Raw genomic sequence first — 14302 nt, forward strand, 5'->3', positions numbered from 1 at the left:
CGTAGCCTGTGGATAACCGGCCCGAGGGGGACGGCGCACGGACTGTCGGTGATCCGCGGTCGACAACACGCGCTACCGTGATCGGCCGTGAGCCCCTTCCGGTGGTTCGCCCCCTCGCACAGCAAAAGGATTGAGAACTACACGTGGCACACAAGTTGGTGATCGTCGAGTCCCCGGCGAAGGCGCGCACGATCGGTGGCTATCTCGGTAAGGGATACGTCGTCGAGTCGTCCATCGGGCACATCCGCGACCTTCCGAACAACGCGGCGGACACCCCGGCCAAGATCAAGGACAAGCCGTGGGGACGCCTCGCTGTTGACGTCGAGGACGGGTTCACTCCTTATTACGTGGTGCCGCGTGACAAGAAGGCCCACATCACCAAGTTGAAGAAACTGCTCAAGGACGCTGACGAACTCTTCCTCGCCACCGATGAGGACCGGGAGGGCGAGGCCATCGCCTGGCACCTCTTGGACGAGCTGAAGCCCAAGGGCATCCCGGTCAAGCGGATGGTCTTCCACGAGATCACCAAGGCTGCGATCCTCGATGCCGCCGACCATCCGCGCGAGATCGACATGGACCTCGTCGAGGCTCAGGAGGCACGACGCATCCTGGACCGGCTGTACGGCTACGAGGTCTCGCCGGTGCTGTGGCGCAAGGTCATGTCCGGGCTGTCCGCCGGCCGCGTCCAGTCGGTCGCCACCCGCCTGGTCGTCGACCGCGAGCGGGACCGGATCGCCTTCCGGATGGCGTCCTACTGGGACCTCGAGGGCACCTTCGATGCCGGCTCCAAGCACGAGCAGCGCATGTTCCCCGCCAAGTTGCACTCGCTGGACGCCGAGCGGGTGGCCCGAGGCTCCGACTTCGGTCAGGACGGCCAACTCAAGTCGTCGGCCGCCGGCAAGGTCGTCCACCTCGACCGCACGCGAGCCGAGTCCTTGGTCAGCGCACTGGCCGACACGGCGTACGACGTCCGCTCGGTCGAGTCCAAGCCCTACAAGCGTTCGCCGTACGCCCCGTTCCGGACCACCACCATGCAGCAGGAAGCCAGCCGCAAGCTTGGGATGAGCGCGTCGGTGGCCATGTCGGTGGCCCAGCGGCTGTACGAGAACGGCTTCATCACCTACATGCGAACCGACTCCACCACCCTGTCCGGTGGCGCGGTGAACGCGGCCCGCGACCAGGTGCGGGAGTTGTACGGCGCGGAGTACCTCCCCGACTCGCCTCGCACCTACGCCTCCAAGGTCAAGAACGCCCAGGAGGCGCACGAGGCGATCCGCCCCGCGGGGGAGTCCTTCCGGACCCCGGCGCAGACCGGCCTGACCGGTGAGCAGTTCCGTCTCTACGAGCTGATCTGGATGCGGACCGTCGCCTCGCAGATGAAGGACGCTGTCGGTCAGAGCGTGTCGGTGCGCATCGGCGGGGCTGCGAGCACCGGCGAGGACGTGGTGTTCTCCGCCTCCGGTCGCGTGATCACCTTCCACGGGTTCCTCAAGGCCTACGTCGAGGACACCGATGACGGGGGTGCGAAGGACGATGCCCAGACCCGCCTGCCGAACTTGACCGAGGGTGAGGCGGTCTTTGCCGCCGCACTGGAGGCGAGCGGTCACGAGACCAAGCCACCCTCGCGCTACACCGAGGCCACGCTGATCAAGGAACTCGAGGACCGCGAGATCGGCCGTCCCTCGACGTACGCCTCGATCATCAGCACGATCATCAACCGCGGTTACGTCTACAAGAAGGGCACCGCGCTGGTGCCGGCGTGGTTGGCCTTCTCGGTGACCCGGTTGCTGGAGGAGCACTTCCCCCGCCACGTGTCTTATGAGTTCACCGCCGGGATGGAACGGATCCTCGACGACATCGCAGGGGGTCGCAAGGACCGCGCCCAGGAACTCGGCGAGTTCTACTACGGCGTCGAAGGCATGCCCGGTCTGCATACCCTGGTCACCGGGCTCGGCGACATCGATGCGAAGGACAACGCCACGTTCCCGATCGGCGACCCCGAGCTGGGGATCAACCTGCGGGTGGGCCGTTACGGCCCCTACCTCGAGGGACCCGACGACGAGGGCAATCCGGCAGGGGTGCGCGCCAACGTCCCCGACGACCTGCCGCCCGACGAGCTCACGATGGAAAAGGTCAAGGAGCTCTTCGCGAACCCGGCCGGTGAGGAGATCGATCTCGGCGCTCACCCGGACACGGGCCTGCCGATCGTGGCCAAGACCGGTCGCTTCGGTCCCTACGTGACCGAGATGTTGCCCGAGGACGCACCGAAGAAGGACAAGCCGCGGACCGGCTCGCTGTTCAAGTCGATGTCGCTGGACACGATCACGCTGGCCGACGCGGTCAAGTTGTTATCGCTGCCTCGCGTGGTCGGTGAGGTGCCGGTGGAGGGCAGTGAGACCGGTGAGTTGGTCGAGATCACCGCGCAGAACGGCCGCTACGGCCCGTACCTCAAGAAGGGCACCGATTCCCGCTCGCTGACCACCGAGGACGAGCTGTTCACGATCACCGTCGAGCAGGCGCTGGCGATCTACGCCCAGCCCAAGCAGCGGGGTCGTGCCGCGGCCGCGCCGCCGTTGAAGGAGCTCGGTCCCGACCCCGTCTCGGGTCAGCCGGTTGTGGTGAAGTCCGGCCGCTTCGGCGAGTACGTCACCGACGGCGAATACAACGCCACCTTGCGTAAGGACGACAGCGTCGAGGCGATCACGATCGAGCGGGCCGCGGAGTTGTTGGCGGACCGACGCGAGCGTGGCCCGGCGAAGAAGGCGGCCAAGAAGGGCGCGAAGAAGGCTCCTGCCAAGAAGGCGGCGGCCAAGAAGACCACCAAGAAGGCTCCTGCCAAGAAGACCGCGGCCAAGAAGGCTGCAGCGAAGAAGGCCCCGGCTAAAAAGGCGGCCGCGAAGAAGAGCTGACCCGCGCATCCGACCTACTAGGTCGGATCCGCGGGCCAGCGCTGGCGACCGGTGCGGCTGATCTCGTGCGCCGGTCTCACCGCCAGGGAGGGCGACGATGAGCGACCACTATCGTCGGGGCGTGCCCCTCGACTCCAGTTCACCCGTGTACGCCGACCAGGGCGTCTTCGTCTGCTTCGAGGGTGGCGAGGGGTCCGGCAAGTCGACCCAGTCGCGTCTTCTGGCTCAGTGGTTGACCCAGGCGGGTCATGTCGTGGTGTCGACCTTCGAGCCGGGGGACACCCCGGTGGGCGCCGAGTTGCGGAGGATCGTGCTCAGCCCGGAGACCGGCGAGTTGTCCGACCGCACCGAGGTGTTGTTGTACGCCGCGGACAAGGCCGAGCACGTCGACACCCTGGTCCGTCCGGCGCTGGCGCGTGGCGAGGTGGTGATCACCGACCGGTACGTCGACTCGACGCTCGCCTATCAGGGGGCCGGTCGGGCCCTGGAAGTCACCGAGGTGGAGGCCGTGGCCCGATGGGCCACCGGGAACCTGCGCCCGCATCTGACGGTCGTGTTGGATCTGGCGCCAACCGCAGGGCTGGGGCGCTTCGAGGAGCGGGACCGGATGGAGGGCCAGTCGCTGGACTTCCACGAGCGGGTGCGGACTGCGTTCGTCGAGATGGCCGCGGCCGACCCGGAGCACTACCTCGTGCTCGACGCCCGCATGGAGGTCGCCCAGATCGCGGAGGCCGTCCGCCGCCGCGTCGAGTCGCTGCTCGACACCTCCGCCAGCTGAGGCCGCCTGTGACCGGACCTCCAGCAGTGTGGGTGGGCCACCCTAGGGTGATGCCATGACGGTCTGGGACTCGCTGGTGGGGCAGCGGCACGCGGTGACGACGCTGCAGCGCGCCGCGGGAGGCAAGGGGATGACCCACGCCTGGCTGTTCACCGGTCCGCCCGGATCGGGTCGATCCAACGCCGCGATCGCCTTTGCCGCCGCGCTGCAGTGTGAGCAGGGTGGGTGCGGGCAGTGCCACGCGTGCCACACCGCCGTCACCGGTTCGCACGCCGATGTGTCGGTGGTGCGCACGGAGAAGCTGTCGATCGGGGTGGATGAGGTCCGCGACCTGGTGCGCCGCGCCGCGCTCAGCCCGGCGGGCAAGCGCTGGCAGGTCCTGATCATCGAGGACGCCGACCGATTGACCGACCAGGCCTGCAACGCCCTGCTCAAGGCCATCGAGGAACCCACCCCGCGGATGGTGTGGATGCTCTGCGCCCCCACCGAGGAGGACGTGCTGACCACGATTCGGTCGCGGTGCCGCCTGGTGACACTGGCGACCCCGGCGGCCGCGGACGTGGCGCAGTTCCTGGTCCGGACCGAGAAGGTGAGCGAGGCGCTGGCGGCGTACTCCGCTCGGGCCAGCCAGGGACACATCGGGCGCGCCCGCGCTCTGGCGCGCGACGAGGAGACCCGCAACCGACGCCGCGAGGTCGTCTCGTGGCCGGCCCGGCTGACCTCCCTCGGAGCCTGCATGAATGCTGCGACCAACCTCGTGGAGGTCACCGCCGCCGAGGCGGAGGTGATCACCGGAGACCTGGACGCGCGAGAGAAGACCGACCTGGCGACCACCTTCGGGGTGGTCGAGAAGGGGCGGCGCCCGCGTGAGTACGGCCCGGCCCTGGCTGCGCTCGAAAAGGACCAGAAGAAGCGCGCCAAACGCAGACACCTCGATGTGGTCGACCGTGGGTTGATGGATCTGGTGTCGGTCTACCGTGACGCGATGGCGGTGGCGGTGGGGGCGCCGGGAGCCTTGGTGAACGAGGAGATCCGGGGTGACATCGAGAAGCTCTCACGCACCTCGTCGCCGGAGTTGAACCTGCGTCGCATCGGGTGGATCTTCGACGCCCGGGAGCAGATGCTCGACTTCAACGTGCCGATCGCGTTGGCGCTGGAATCCATGATGGTGGCACTGAAGGTGCCCGAGGGGAGCAACAGGTGAAGAAGGCCGTCGTAGCGTTGATCGTGCTGGCCATGGTTCTGGCCGCGGGCGGGACGGCGATCGGACTCCTGTTCGGCGGCGGCGGCACGGGCGACCCCCGGGTCGACTCGACGCCGACCTCCGAACCGAGTGACCAACCGCCGCCCGCCGACCCGGACGCGATCAAGCCCCCGTCCCCGGAGCTGGAGCCGTTCTACGCCCAGACCCTGCAGTGGGAGGCGTGCGACACCCACGAGTGCGCGACCCTCGAGGTGCCGATCGACTACGGCAAGGCCGACGGCGAGACCATCGAGATCGCGCTGCTGAAGGTGCCCGCCAGTGGCGAAAAGATCGGGTCGATGGTGGTGAACCCGGGTGGCCCCGGATCACCCGGCACGCAGTACGCCGCCCGGGCCGAGCAGGTCTTCGGCGACCCGCTGCGCGACAACTTCGACATCGTGGGCTTCGACCCCCGTGGCACCGGCGACTCCGACCCGATCGACTGCCTGAGCGACGAGCAGTTGGGTGAGTACCTTTCGGCGGACCCCGAACCGGACAGCGACGCGGAGGCGCAGGCCGTCGAGCAGGCGCAGGAGGACTTCTTCGCGGGATGCGTGGTCAACTCCGATTCGCTGATCGGGCACGTCACGACCGCGGAGACGGCACGCGACATGGATGTGTTGCGGGCTGCCCTGGGCGAGACCGAGCTGACCTACTTCGGGGCGTCCTACGGCACGAAGCTGGGGGCGACGTACGCCGAGCTGTTCCCCAAGCGGGTCGGGCGGCTCGTGCTCGACGGGGCGGTGGACGTTTCGCTGCCCGCGCGTGAGTTAAGCCTGGGCCAGGCCGCGGGATTCGAGACCGCGTTGACGGCCTACGTGCAGAACTGCGTCGACACCGCCGACAACTGCTTCCTCGGTGAGGATGCCGAGGAAGGGCTCGGCACGATCAAGTCGCTGCTGGCCGAGATCGACGAGAAGCCCTTGCCGACCAACCAGGACCGCGACCTGACCGTCGGCAACGCGTTCTACGGGGTGATTACGCCGTTGTACAACAAGGACTTCTGGTACATCCTCGATCAGGCGTTGGGCCAGGCCCTCGACGGCGAGGGATCGACCCTCCTGCTGTTGTCCGACCTCAACGCCTCGCGGGATGGAGACACCTACGCCGACAACTCGGCCGAGGCGATCCTGGCCATTAACTGTCTCGACGACCCGTACGCCATCGGGCCGGAGGAGGTGCCAGCGGAGTTCGCCGCTTTCGAGGCGGCATCGCCCACTTTCGGTCGTGTCTTCGCCTGGGGACTGATGGGGTGCCGCGGCATTCAGGTCGAGTCCAGCGAACCGGAACTCGACATCACCGGCGAGGGCGCCAAACCCATCGTGGTGGTCGGCACGACTCGTGACCCGGCGACGCCGTACGAATGGGCGGTGGGGCTGTCCGAGGAACTCGAATCAGGGGTGCTGGTCAGCCGAGACGGTGACGGTCACACGGCTTACAACTCCGGCAACAAGTGCATCGTCGAGGCGTTGGAGTCCTACCTCGTCGCGGGCACGGTTCCCGAAGACGGGCTTGAGTGCTGAATCGCCTGGACTGCGTTGCGGGCGTGCTCGTGATTTTGTGAATGTTCTGTTGGACCTAGTCAGGATGGTGTGAAGAAGGGTCTTGGGCACTATCCGTGCCCCGGTCGCTAGGTCACTCTCGAAGCATGAGCCCCTTCTCCGCCATCAGCACTTCGTGCAAGACAACGGTCGTCGACATGTCCGTTGGTGAGGGGAACTACTCGGCCTGGTGCATCACCTCCCAGTGTCGATGCGGATGGGCCGGGCCACGTCGGGCCCGCCAGTGGGAAGCCGAGCTCGACGGTCAGACGCACCTGAACTTCAGCAACCTGTAAGGGCCTCAGACCGGCTCCGCAACCGCCTGGATCCGTTTGGTGGCCAACTCGATCATCAGTTGCGAGGCTGGCGAGAGCGTCGCGCCCTGCCGGTGCACGATGGCCAACATGTCGTAGATCTTGGGTCGCAGTGAGACGAACCCCGTGTGGGGCGCGAGGCGCGGGATGAGTTGCTCGGCCGCACCACGAGGCAGCACTGAGTCGGCCAGACCCATGCCGACCAGCTCAACGGCGATCTCAGGGTCCTCGACCTCGATACGGGTCTGCGGGTTGAGGCCCGTCTCGTGCAGCATGTTGCGCAGCAGCACGCGCACCGAGTCGTTCGCGGCGAAGGTCGCGTCAGGAAGGACCAGCGAGGCACGTGCGAGTTGCCGGGCCGTGACGGGGGTGGTCAGCTTGTGGCGATCGGCGCTGACGAAGACCAGTTCGTCACGCGCGACCGGGATGACCTCCATGCCGGAGCTGGAGATCTGTGGAATGGCGATCATCGCGGCTTCGAGTCGACCGCGGCGAAGGTCCTCCTGCACGTCGGCCGAGTTCTGACCCACGAGCTCGACCCGGACGCCCGGGTGGCGTTCGAGGACGTCGGCGACCAGCCCGGCGCCGGCGTAGAGGCGGGCGATGCCGAACATGCCGAACCGGATGGTTCCGGTTTCGAAGCGTCGGACACTCTGGGCGGCGAGCCGGGTGTCCTCGGCGGCCGCGATGGTGCGCTCCGCGTGAGGGCGCAGGGTGTCGGCAACGGTGGTGGGTACGACGCCCCGCCCGACGCGTCGGAAGAGCTGCACGCCGAGGGACTTCTCGAGAGAGCGGATCTGCTCGGAGACCGAGGGTTGGGCGTAGCCGAGCTCCTCGGCGGCCTTGGTGAGCGAGCCATGCTCATAGGTGGCGAGGAAGCAGGTCAGCTGATGCAGGGAGAGCATGAATGAAGCATAGGCTAAGCCTATGGCAGCCACTGGAAAGAGAGGCTACCCCTATTGCTTGAGTTGCTCCAGAATAGGGAAGTCAGCATGTTTCAGCCCCTCTTCACAGGAAGGTCTTCCAGATGTTCACTCACACCTGCACCACCTGCTCCCGCCGTCAGTTGATCTTCCCGAGCCAGATCAACGGCATGGCCAACACCGACCGCGGCATCATCCTCGCCTTCACCTGCTGGTGCGGCGACGAGCAGACCGCTCTGACCGGCAAGCACGCCGAGGCCGACGCCCGCGACTGGGTTGCCGCATGAAGCACCGCCCCGTCAAGCCCCAGAGCACAGGCGCCCAGATGCTCGGCGCCGTCGTACGCGTTTGACCCCCAGCCCGAGAGGCCGATCCCACGGATCGTGACGCGAACCCTCTCGGGCACCAGGCGCCGGTTTCGCATGAGGTGTCTGGTCTCCGTATAGTGGCGCCGTTGCCCGGGCTTGGCTTCCATTCAAGTCCGGGTGACGTACGCCGCCTTAGCTCAGTCGGTAGAGCATCTCACTCGTAATGAGAAGGTCGTCGGTTCGATTCCGACAGGCGGCTCCGTTGTGGTCCTAGACCTGCGGTCGTCCCGTCCAGGCTTTGCGTCACCGCCTCAGGTGGGATGGGAGCACACATGAGGCCGAGCCGCTGGCAAGTCAGTTTGTATGTCGTCAGCGGCCTACCGGCTTCAGCGAAGGTTGCAGAACTTCTCGACCAGCTTGGTGGGGCCCGAGACGATGAAGTGGTCATGCCGGTGGACCATCGTTTCAGGGCGGCCGTAGGTGAAGTCCTCGCCGGTTCGCTTCACACCCACGATGGTGACGCCGTGCTTGCTGCGTGGTGCGGACTCGGCCAGCGTGTGGTCCCAGGTGAAGGACGGAGCCAGGGTGCGTGCGATCGAGAATGCGTCGTCGAATTCGATGTAGTCGATCATGCTGCCGGTGAGCATGTGTGCCACTCGCTCACCCATGGAGTGCTCCGGATAGACGACGTGATGGGCGCCGACCCGTTCGAGGATGGCCCCGTGTTTGCGGGTGATGGCCTTGGCCCAGATGTCAGGCACCCCTGCCTCGGCGAGCGCGAGGACCGTTAGGACGCTGGCCTCGATGTCGGTGCCGATGGCCACCACCGCGCGATCGAACTCGGCCACGCCGAGTTGCCGCAGCGCCTCATCATCCGTGGTGTCGGCCTGCGCCACATGGGTCAGCTCGTCGGCCCATCGGTCGACCAGATCCTGGTTCTCGTCGACCGCCAGCACCTGCTGGCCCAGACGGACCAACGACTCTGCCACGGCCGTACCGAAGCGACCCAGACCGATCACCATCACGGACTGGGGTCCGGCCTTCTTGAACTTAGCCAATGACGGGTCTCTCCTCGGGCAGATGGAAGTGGCGGTGACGGGAGCGCAGGGCGAGCGACGACGCAACGGTGATGGTTCCCACGCGGCCGACGTACATGAGGATCATGAGGGTGATCTCGGCGGCCGGAGGTAGGTCGGGGGTGATGCCGGTGGAGAGGCCGACGGTCGCGAAGGCGGAGATGGTCTCGAACAGGACCACGTCCAGGGTGTAGTCGGTGACCAGCAGGATCGCCATGGTGCCGGTGGCGATCGCAGCCAACGCCAACAGGACCACCGTCAGCGCCTGGCGCAAGGTCTGACTGCCGATCCTACGGTGGGCGATGTTGGTGTCGCGTTCACCGCGTACCTCGGACCAGATGACGAATGCGAGAAGAAAGAAGGTCGTCACCTTGATGCCCCCGGCGGTCCCCGCGGCTCCGCCGCCGATGAACATCAAGAAGAAGTTGACCGCCATCGTCTCCGGAGTGATCTCGGCGTAGTCGACGGAGTTGAATCCAGCCGTGCGGGGGACCACCCCACCCGTGATTCCACCGACGACCTTCCCCCAAGGCGTCAGTCCGCCCAGGGTTCCGCTGTTGGTCCACTCCAAGGCCAGGAACGCGCCCGTCCCGGCCACGAGGAGAAGCAGTGACCCGTACACGGTCAGCCGGGTGTGCACCGTCCAGGCCCGTGGTGTGCGCCACCGACGACGCAGCTCGAACAAGACGGGGAATCCGATGCCTCCTGCGATGACGGCAACGCAGATCGGGAACATGATCCAAGCGTCGTCCACGAACCCGATGAGGTTGTCGGAGTAGAGGGCGAAGCCAGCGTTGTTGAATGCCGAGATCGAATGAAAGATCCCGTGCCAGGCCGCGTCGCCCCACGTGTCGTCGTACCGGGACCGGAACCTTAAGGTCAGTATTGCCGCGAAAGCGACTTCGAAGACCAGCATGGTGATGGCTACGCGGCGGATCACGTGTCGTACGTCGCCGATGTTGAGCGCATGGGTTTCCGCTTGGGCGATGAGCGACGACTTCAGGCGCAGTTTCCCCACCACCAGCAGGCCGAGCATGGTCGCCAGAGTCATGATTCCGAACCCGCCCACCTGGATGAGTCCCAGAATGACGACCTGGCCGAAGGGCGACCAATAGGTCGCCGTGTCCACGGTCGTGAGCCCGGTGACGCAGACCGCCGACACGCTCGTGAACGCAGCAGTCAAAACCGGCGGACGGGTGGGGCCCGGAGTAGAGCTCGGCAACGAGAGGAGCACCGACCCGACCACGACCGCTGCGAGAAACGCCAACGGCACGATCCGCGCGGGATGCGAGATCCCGTCCCACCTACCGCGCACGCGCTCCCTCTCCCGGTCAGTGATCGGTCAGATCATGGCACGGCGGTTCGACTCTGGGGCCAAACGCCGGCGGGTCAGGCCCACAGATCGGTCCGGGAGTGCGTGCTCCTGCTCACAGTCTCCTGCCCCACGTCGCTGGTCGCGAGGAGAACCAGGGCGGTGAAGAAGCCGGCCAGCACCCCGAGAGCCAACCCGATCCATGCTGCGCCCGGATTCGTGGCCAGTCCACGGTCCACTCGGTTGATTCCGATCCAACCCGCTGCAATCGCCACCACAGCCGCTGGAGCGGAAACGAACTCGCCGACGATGGGGACCACAGAACAAGCGAGGGCGACGATGCCCGCGATCAGGGCGAATTCGCCGGCGCCGTTTCCAGCCGGTGCCATGGGCATGGCGTCACGGTACAGGCGCGGTCAACCGCACGGCATGGGCTCCATCCGGGTCGCGTGTGTCACAGAGTGCGCTGGAGCGCACGCGGAGACGCACGAGGCAGGCGGGTCAAACGGGCCCCTCGCGATTAAACGGCCGTTCGTGGAATGCAGCCGGAAAAAGAAAGCGAGGATGTAAGTATTCGCCTATGTCGCGAATCGTCCGTGGGGAATTCGTGAACGTTGTCGATGATCTGACGCCTCTCAATGGACCTCGGATCGACGTAAGCGTTCGGATCGGATGGGTGCTGCGCGCCGCGAGAATGACGTCGGAGTCGGCCCCAGGCCTGGAAGAGATGGCGCGACTGGTGACGTCTAACACCACTCGCCTGCATCGCCTCGAGACCGGGGTGGTTCGCGCCGGCGACCTCGTCGATGCCTACGAGGTGGCCCTCGGACTGGCTGGCGGTTCCCTCCGTGGGCCGATCGATGCCACCTGTCGCACCTTCCCGGAGGCCCCCGTCGACAGGGCGGGGGCTTCGTGCATCCGCACGGTGCGTGGCCTCTCGGACCTCACCGATCGGCTTGCCTCCGCAGAACCCGTCGCCGCGGACGTGTGGCTCACCTGGGCGCGAGCCCTTGCTCAACCAGGTGCGATCGGCCTGCAGGAATCCGTCGCCCTGGGCCTGATACTTCGACTGATCGATGAACTCGGTCGATCGGTGGGCCAGGCCTATCCAGCGCGATACGAGGCACTCGCCCTCCTGCGGTGCAGTAGCTATGGCCATCTCGTGCTGGAGGCTGCGCAGCATATGGTCGCCGACCCCCACATCCAGGTGCTGAACGACTTGATGAGCGCGGTCGGCGAGTTTCACAGTCCCGGCGCCGTTGATTGGTGCCTCGAGCTGCTCGTCGATCGCCGCGAGCAAGTGGTGGGCGGGGCGGCGATAGCGATAGAGAATCTCGGCCAGATCAGTTCGGGAACCCATTTCTGGGAGGGAATCGTCGACCGGCTGATCGAGGCGCACAACGCCTGTGGCAGCGACTCCCCGGGTTGGGAGTGGCGCAGTCATCTGCTTAGGCTCGTGCCCGACGAGGTGATCCGAACCCGCCATCGCACGGTGACCAGACCGCTGGCGCCAGCCGCCGTGATCGATGACTGGTCGAGGGAGGCCTCGAACGCGAACTGGCTCATGTGCCGCGAGGCGGCCTCGAGGATCGCCAACGCCCTCGGGATGGGGAGACAGCCGATTCTGGCCCGTTTGATGTTCGACATCGCCATCAGCCCCTACGAGTGCCGCGCCGTCACGTCCTACATGCTGCTCGGGGGCATCCCCGCCCTAGCGCCGGCCGTCACTGAATGTCTGGTGTCACTGACCGACGCTCACCTCGACCCGGTGGTGCGATCGAGGATTCTGCGGCGGCTCCCCGGCATGGCACACGGCCATTTCCCGGCGGCCGCAGAACACTGGTTGCACGAGACGGACCAACCTCGGTTCGAGGTCGCGCTCATGTTGGCCGGCGCCTCAGGACGAGCCATGTCCCGGGACGACCTCGCGGGCTACCTGAAACAAGGCGGTGCGGTGGCCCACCGAGCGTTGTACGCCGCCGCCATGTCGAACCCTGACGCGCTGTCCGTGGCCGCCGTCCCCGGGACGGCCCTGGAGGTCCAGTGCGCGGCCCGGTGGTGGCAGCAACACTGCGGTCGCATCACTCAGTAGGTCGGCTGGCCCTGCGGTCGATCTCAGCAGCCACGCGACGGGCCACCCGGCTGCGCGGATTCAACTCGAGGGCACGATCCAGGTCGGCCCGGGCTCCCGTCACGTCGCGCATCCCGAAACGAGCGATCGCCCGCTGGATGTAGGCGCCTGGCCGCATCGGGCAGTTGGTCACCGCATCGTCAAGGTGACGCCGAGCGTCCTCCACCCGATCCAACGACAGGGAACTGACCCCGGCCGCCACCAGCGCTGAACAACTGTCGGGAGTGCGGGACAGGCTCGACTCGGCGAGGCGTAACGCCTCCTCGGCGGCGTCCTGGTCACCGTTGCTCGCGGCGATAGCGATGGCCTGGGCGCCGATCATTTCGATGTCCGAGTCGTAGGGGCGCCATTTGCCTGCGGATGCGATCGCGGAAGTCGCCTCCGCGGTGTCGCCCTGCCTGGCGGCCTCGACACCGCGTTGCAGTTCGAGTTCAGCGACGCTGGCGGTCCCGGTGAACAGGAGAGCCAGGATGCTGACCCCACTCACCAATGGTCGATAGGCCACGCGGTCGGAGCCGGACCTCGCCTCGGAGGATGTCTCGGGCGCCGCCAGCAGGGCACCCGCCAGGACCGCCGCCAGACAGGCCGGTCCTGCGGCGGTGAAGTTGATCAGGAGCGACACCCCGTAGGCGAGGACTGCGACGTACACCCCCAGAAGCGATGGGGCGGCGCGGAGGCGCTGGAAGCCGACCACGACGACGTACGCCGCCATCGCCACGGCCAACAGCAGGAGGGGCAGCCCACCAGCCACGGCCGCCTGCAGCAGCCAACTGTGGGGTGAGTCGGGTACCTGACCGGCGCCAGCCCACGCTAACCACTGCGCGCTCTCGTAGCGGCCGAAGGCGTCCTCGTAGCCGCTGGGCCCCACCCCCGATACGAGATGGTCCCGGACCAACTGGCCGGTCAACTTCCATTGGATCAGCCGCCCCTCCAGGGTGCGTGTGCCCAGCACCCGTTCCCGGGTGCCCGGCAACGCAACCGCCAAGAGGATCAGCGCAGCCGCGGCGACAGCGATGATCTGGGCCGCACGGCGCCGAGCCGAAGTGAGCAACGGAATCACGATGACCACGATCAGGCTCAGGGCGATCCCGGTCCGGCTCCCCGACATCGCGACGGTCGCCAAGCCTCCGACCACACCCGCGAGGAGCCATCGGCGGTCGGCCTCTCCCACCGACGGGCGTAGCAACGCGCTCAACAGCACCGCAGCCAGCATCAGGCCGACCGCACCCTGATCGGTGGCGTTGCCCAAGAACGAACCGGGGCGGTCGATGCTCGACTCACCCAGTGGTGAGACGCCCAGTTGTTCCAGTGCTGATCCAGCGGCCAGGGCTACGCTCGCGATGGCCGCCCAGAGGTTGAGTACGCCGAGGTGTCGACCAGCCGCACCGACGCTGCGAGCGCCGAGCCAGGCGGCACCCACGTAGATCGCCAGCACCGGGAGCCCCTCGTAGCGGGGCCACCTCCCGACCAACGATGCCATGGGCGTCGGTCCGAAGACTGCGGCCAGCGCCAGGACCACGAACCCGGCCCCGGTCAGCGCGATCAGGGCGGGAGGGAGTCGGCCGCCCCGGCTCAGCCGCGCTGCGATGAGACCAGCGAGAGCGACGCACAGCAATTTCGGGAAGGTGAATCGGGTGAAGCCGCCAGGAATCCAGGCCAGGGGCGCCAGCATGAGGAGGGCGAGCACGACCGAACGTCGGACCCGATCAGGATCGACGACCGACTCGATCCGGGCCTTGGCGGTGACGGGCACGCCGTGATGATGGC

12 protein-coding genes and 1 tRNA gene are annotated in these 14302 nt (G+C 66.9%); 8 read left to right on the forward strand and 5 right to left on the reverse strand.

Annotated features, from left to right (window positions below; translation table 11 throughout):
• Positions 1-143: 143 nt before the first annotated feature.
• The 5 genes from topA to ACYVLV_RS12410 all read left to right on the forward strand — a co-directional run bounded on the left by topA (position 144) and on the right by ACYVLV_RS12410 (position 6767).
• Entirely contained in the window at positions 144-2909 is a 2766-nt protein-coding gene (gene topA / locus ACYVLV_RS12390) for a type I DNA topoisomerase (RefSeq protein WP_460810354.1), read from the forward strand.
• Between the two features lie 121 nt (positions 2910-3030).
• Entirely contained in the window at positions 3031-3687 is a 657-nt protein-coding gene (gene tmk / locus ACYVLV_RS12395; protein WP_460810356.1) for a dTMP kinase, read from the forward strand.
• 55 nt (positions 3688-3742) lie between these two features.
• Positions 3743-4891, forward strand: coding sequence for a DNA polymerase III subunit delta' (locus tag ACYVLV_RS12400; protein WP_460810357.1), 1149 nt, complete (start codon positions 3743-3745; stop codon positions 4889-4891).
• Entirely contained in the window at positions 4888-6453 is a 1566-nt protein-coding gene (locus tag ACYVLV_RS12405; protein ID WP_460810358.1) for an alpha/beta hydrolase, read from the forward strand. The genes ACYVLV_RS12400 and ACYVLV_RS12405 overlap by 4 nt, the downstream gene beginning before the upstream one ends.
• A gap of 125 nt (positions 6454-6578) precedes the next feature.
• Positions 6579-6767: a hypothetical protein gene (locus tag ACYVLV_RS12410; RefSeq protein ID WP_460810359.1), complete on the forward strand. Its 189-nt coding sequence runs from the start codon at positions 6579-6581 to the stop codon at positions 6765-6767.
• A gap of 5 nt (positions 6768-6772) precedes the next feature.
• Here ACYVLV_RS12410 and ACYVLV_RS12415 read toward each other — a convergent pair whose 3' ends face one another.
• Positions 6773-7690: a LysR family transcriptional regulator gene (locus tag ACYVLV_RS12415; RefSeq protein WP_460810360.1), complete on the reverse strand. Its 918-nt coding sequence runs from the start codon at positions 7688-7690 to the stop codon at positions 6773-6775.
• 122 nt (positions 7691-7812) lie between these two features.
• Between ACYVLV_RS12415 and ACYVLV_RS12420 the strand changes: the two genes are divergently transcribed.
• Both ACYVLV_RS12420 and ACYVLV_RS12425 read left to right on the forward strand, forming a co-directional pair.
• On the forward strand, positions 7813-7995 hold the full coding sequence (locus ACYVLV_RS12420) for a hypothetical protein (protein WP_460810362.1): 183 nt from the start codon (positions 7813-7815) through the stop codon (positions 7993-7995).
• Positions 7996-8202: 207 nt separating this feature from the next.
• Positions 8203-8275: transfer RNA gene (locus tag ACYVLV_RS12425), tRNA-Thr, on the forward strand.
• Positions 8276-8402: 127 nt separating this feature from the next.
• Here the strand turns inward: ACYVLV_RS12425 and ACYVLV_RS12430 are convergent.
• The 3 genes from ACYVLV_RS12430 to ACYVLV_RS12440 all read right to left on the reverse strand — a co-directional run bounded on the left by ACYVLV_RS12430 (position 8403) and on the right by ACYVLV_RS12440 (position 10799).
• Positions 8403-9074, reverse strand: a complete 672-nt coding sequence (locus tag ACYVLV_RS12430) for a potassium channel family protein (RefSeq protein WP_460810364.1) — start codon at positions 9072-9074, stop codon at positions 8403-8405.
• A complete protein-coding gene (locus ACYVLV_RS12435) occupies positions 9067-10407 on the reverse strand; it encodes a TrkH family potassium uptake protein (RefSeq protein WP_460810365.1) in 1341 nt (446 codons plus the stop codon). The genes ACYVLV_RS12430 and ACYVLV_RS12435 overlap by 8 nt, the downstream gene beginning before the upstream one ends.
• A gap of 74 nt (positions 10408-10481) precedes the next feature.
• Positions 10482-10799, reverse strand: coding sequence for a hypothetical protein (locus ACYVLV_RS12440; RefSeq protein WP_460810366.1), 318 nt, complete (start codon positions 10797-10799; stop codon positions 10482-10484).
• A 344-nt stretch (positions 10800-11143) separates the two neighbouring features.
• On the opposite strand from ACYVLV_RS12440, the gene ACYVLV_RS12445 reads away from it, so the two are divergent.
• Entirely contained in the window at positions 11144-12496 is a 1353-nt protein-coding gene (locus tag ACYVLV_RS12445) for a hypothetical protein (RefSeq protein ID WP_460810367.1), read from the forward strand.
• Here ACYVLV_RS12445 and ACYVLV_RS12450 read toward each other — a convergent pair.
• Positions 12486-14288 carry an O-antigen ligase family protein gene (locus tag ACYVLV_RS12450; RefSeq protein WP_460810368.1) on the reverse strand — a complete coding sequence of 601 codons (1803 nt, stop codon included), beginning with the start codon at positions 14286-14288 and terminating at the stop codon, positions 12486-12488. The genes ACYVLV_RS12445 and ACYVLV_RS12450 overlap by 11 nt on opposite strands.
• Positions 14289-14302: the final 14 nt, after the last annotated feature.

The organism is Nocardioides salsibiostraticola (genome assembly GCF_054783655.1).

What these genes read in the sequence shown, in the direction of transcription:
- ACYVLV_RS12420 (WP_460810362.1), top strand. Translation starts at nt 7,813, where the DNA reads ATGTTCACTCACACCTGCACCACCTGCTCCCGCCGTCAGTTGATCTTC.
- ACYVLV_RS12400 (WP_460810357.1), top strand. Translation starts at nt 3,743, where the DNA reads ATGACGGTCTGGGACTCGCTGGTGGGGCAGCGGCACGCGGTGACGACG.
- ACYVLV_RS12415 (WP_460810360.1), bottom strand. Translation starts at nt 7,690, where the DNA reads ATGCTCTCCCTGCATCAGCTGACCTGCTTCCTCGCCACCTATGAGCAT.
- ACYVLV_RS12440 (WP_460810366.1), bottom strand. Translation starts at nt 10,799, where the DNA reads ATGCCCATGGCACCGGCTGGAAACGGCGCCGGCGAATTCGCCCTGATC.
- ACYVLV_RS12410 (WP_460810359.1), top strand. Translation starts at nt 6,579, where the DNA reads ATGAGCCCCTTCTCCGCCATCAGCACTTCGTGCAAGACAACGGTCGTC.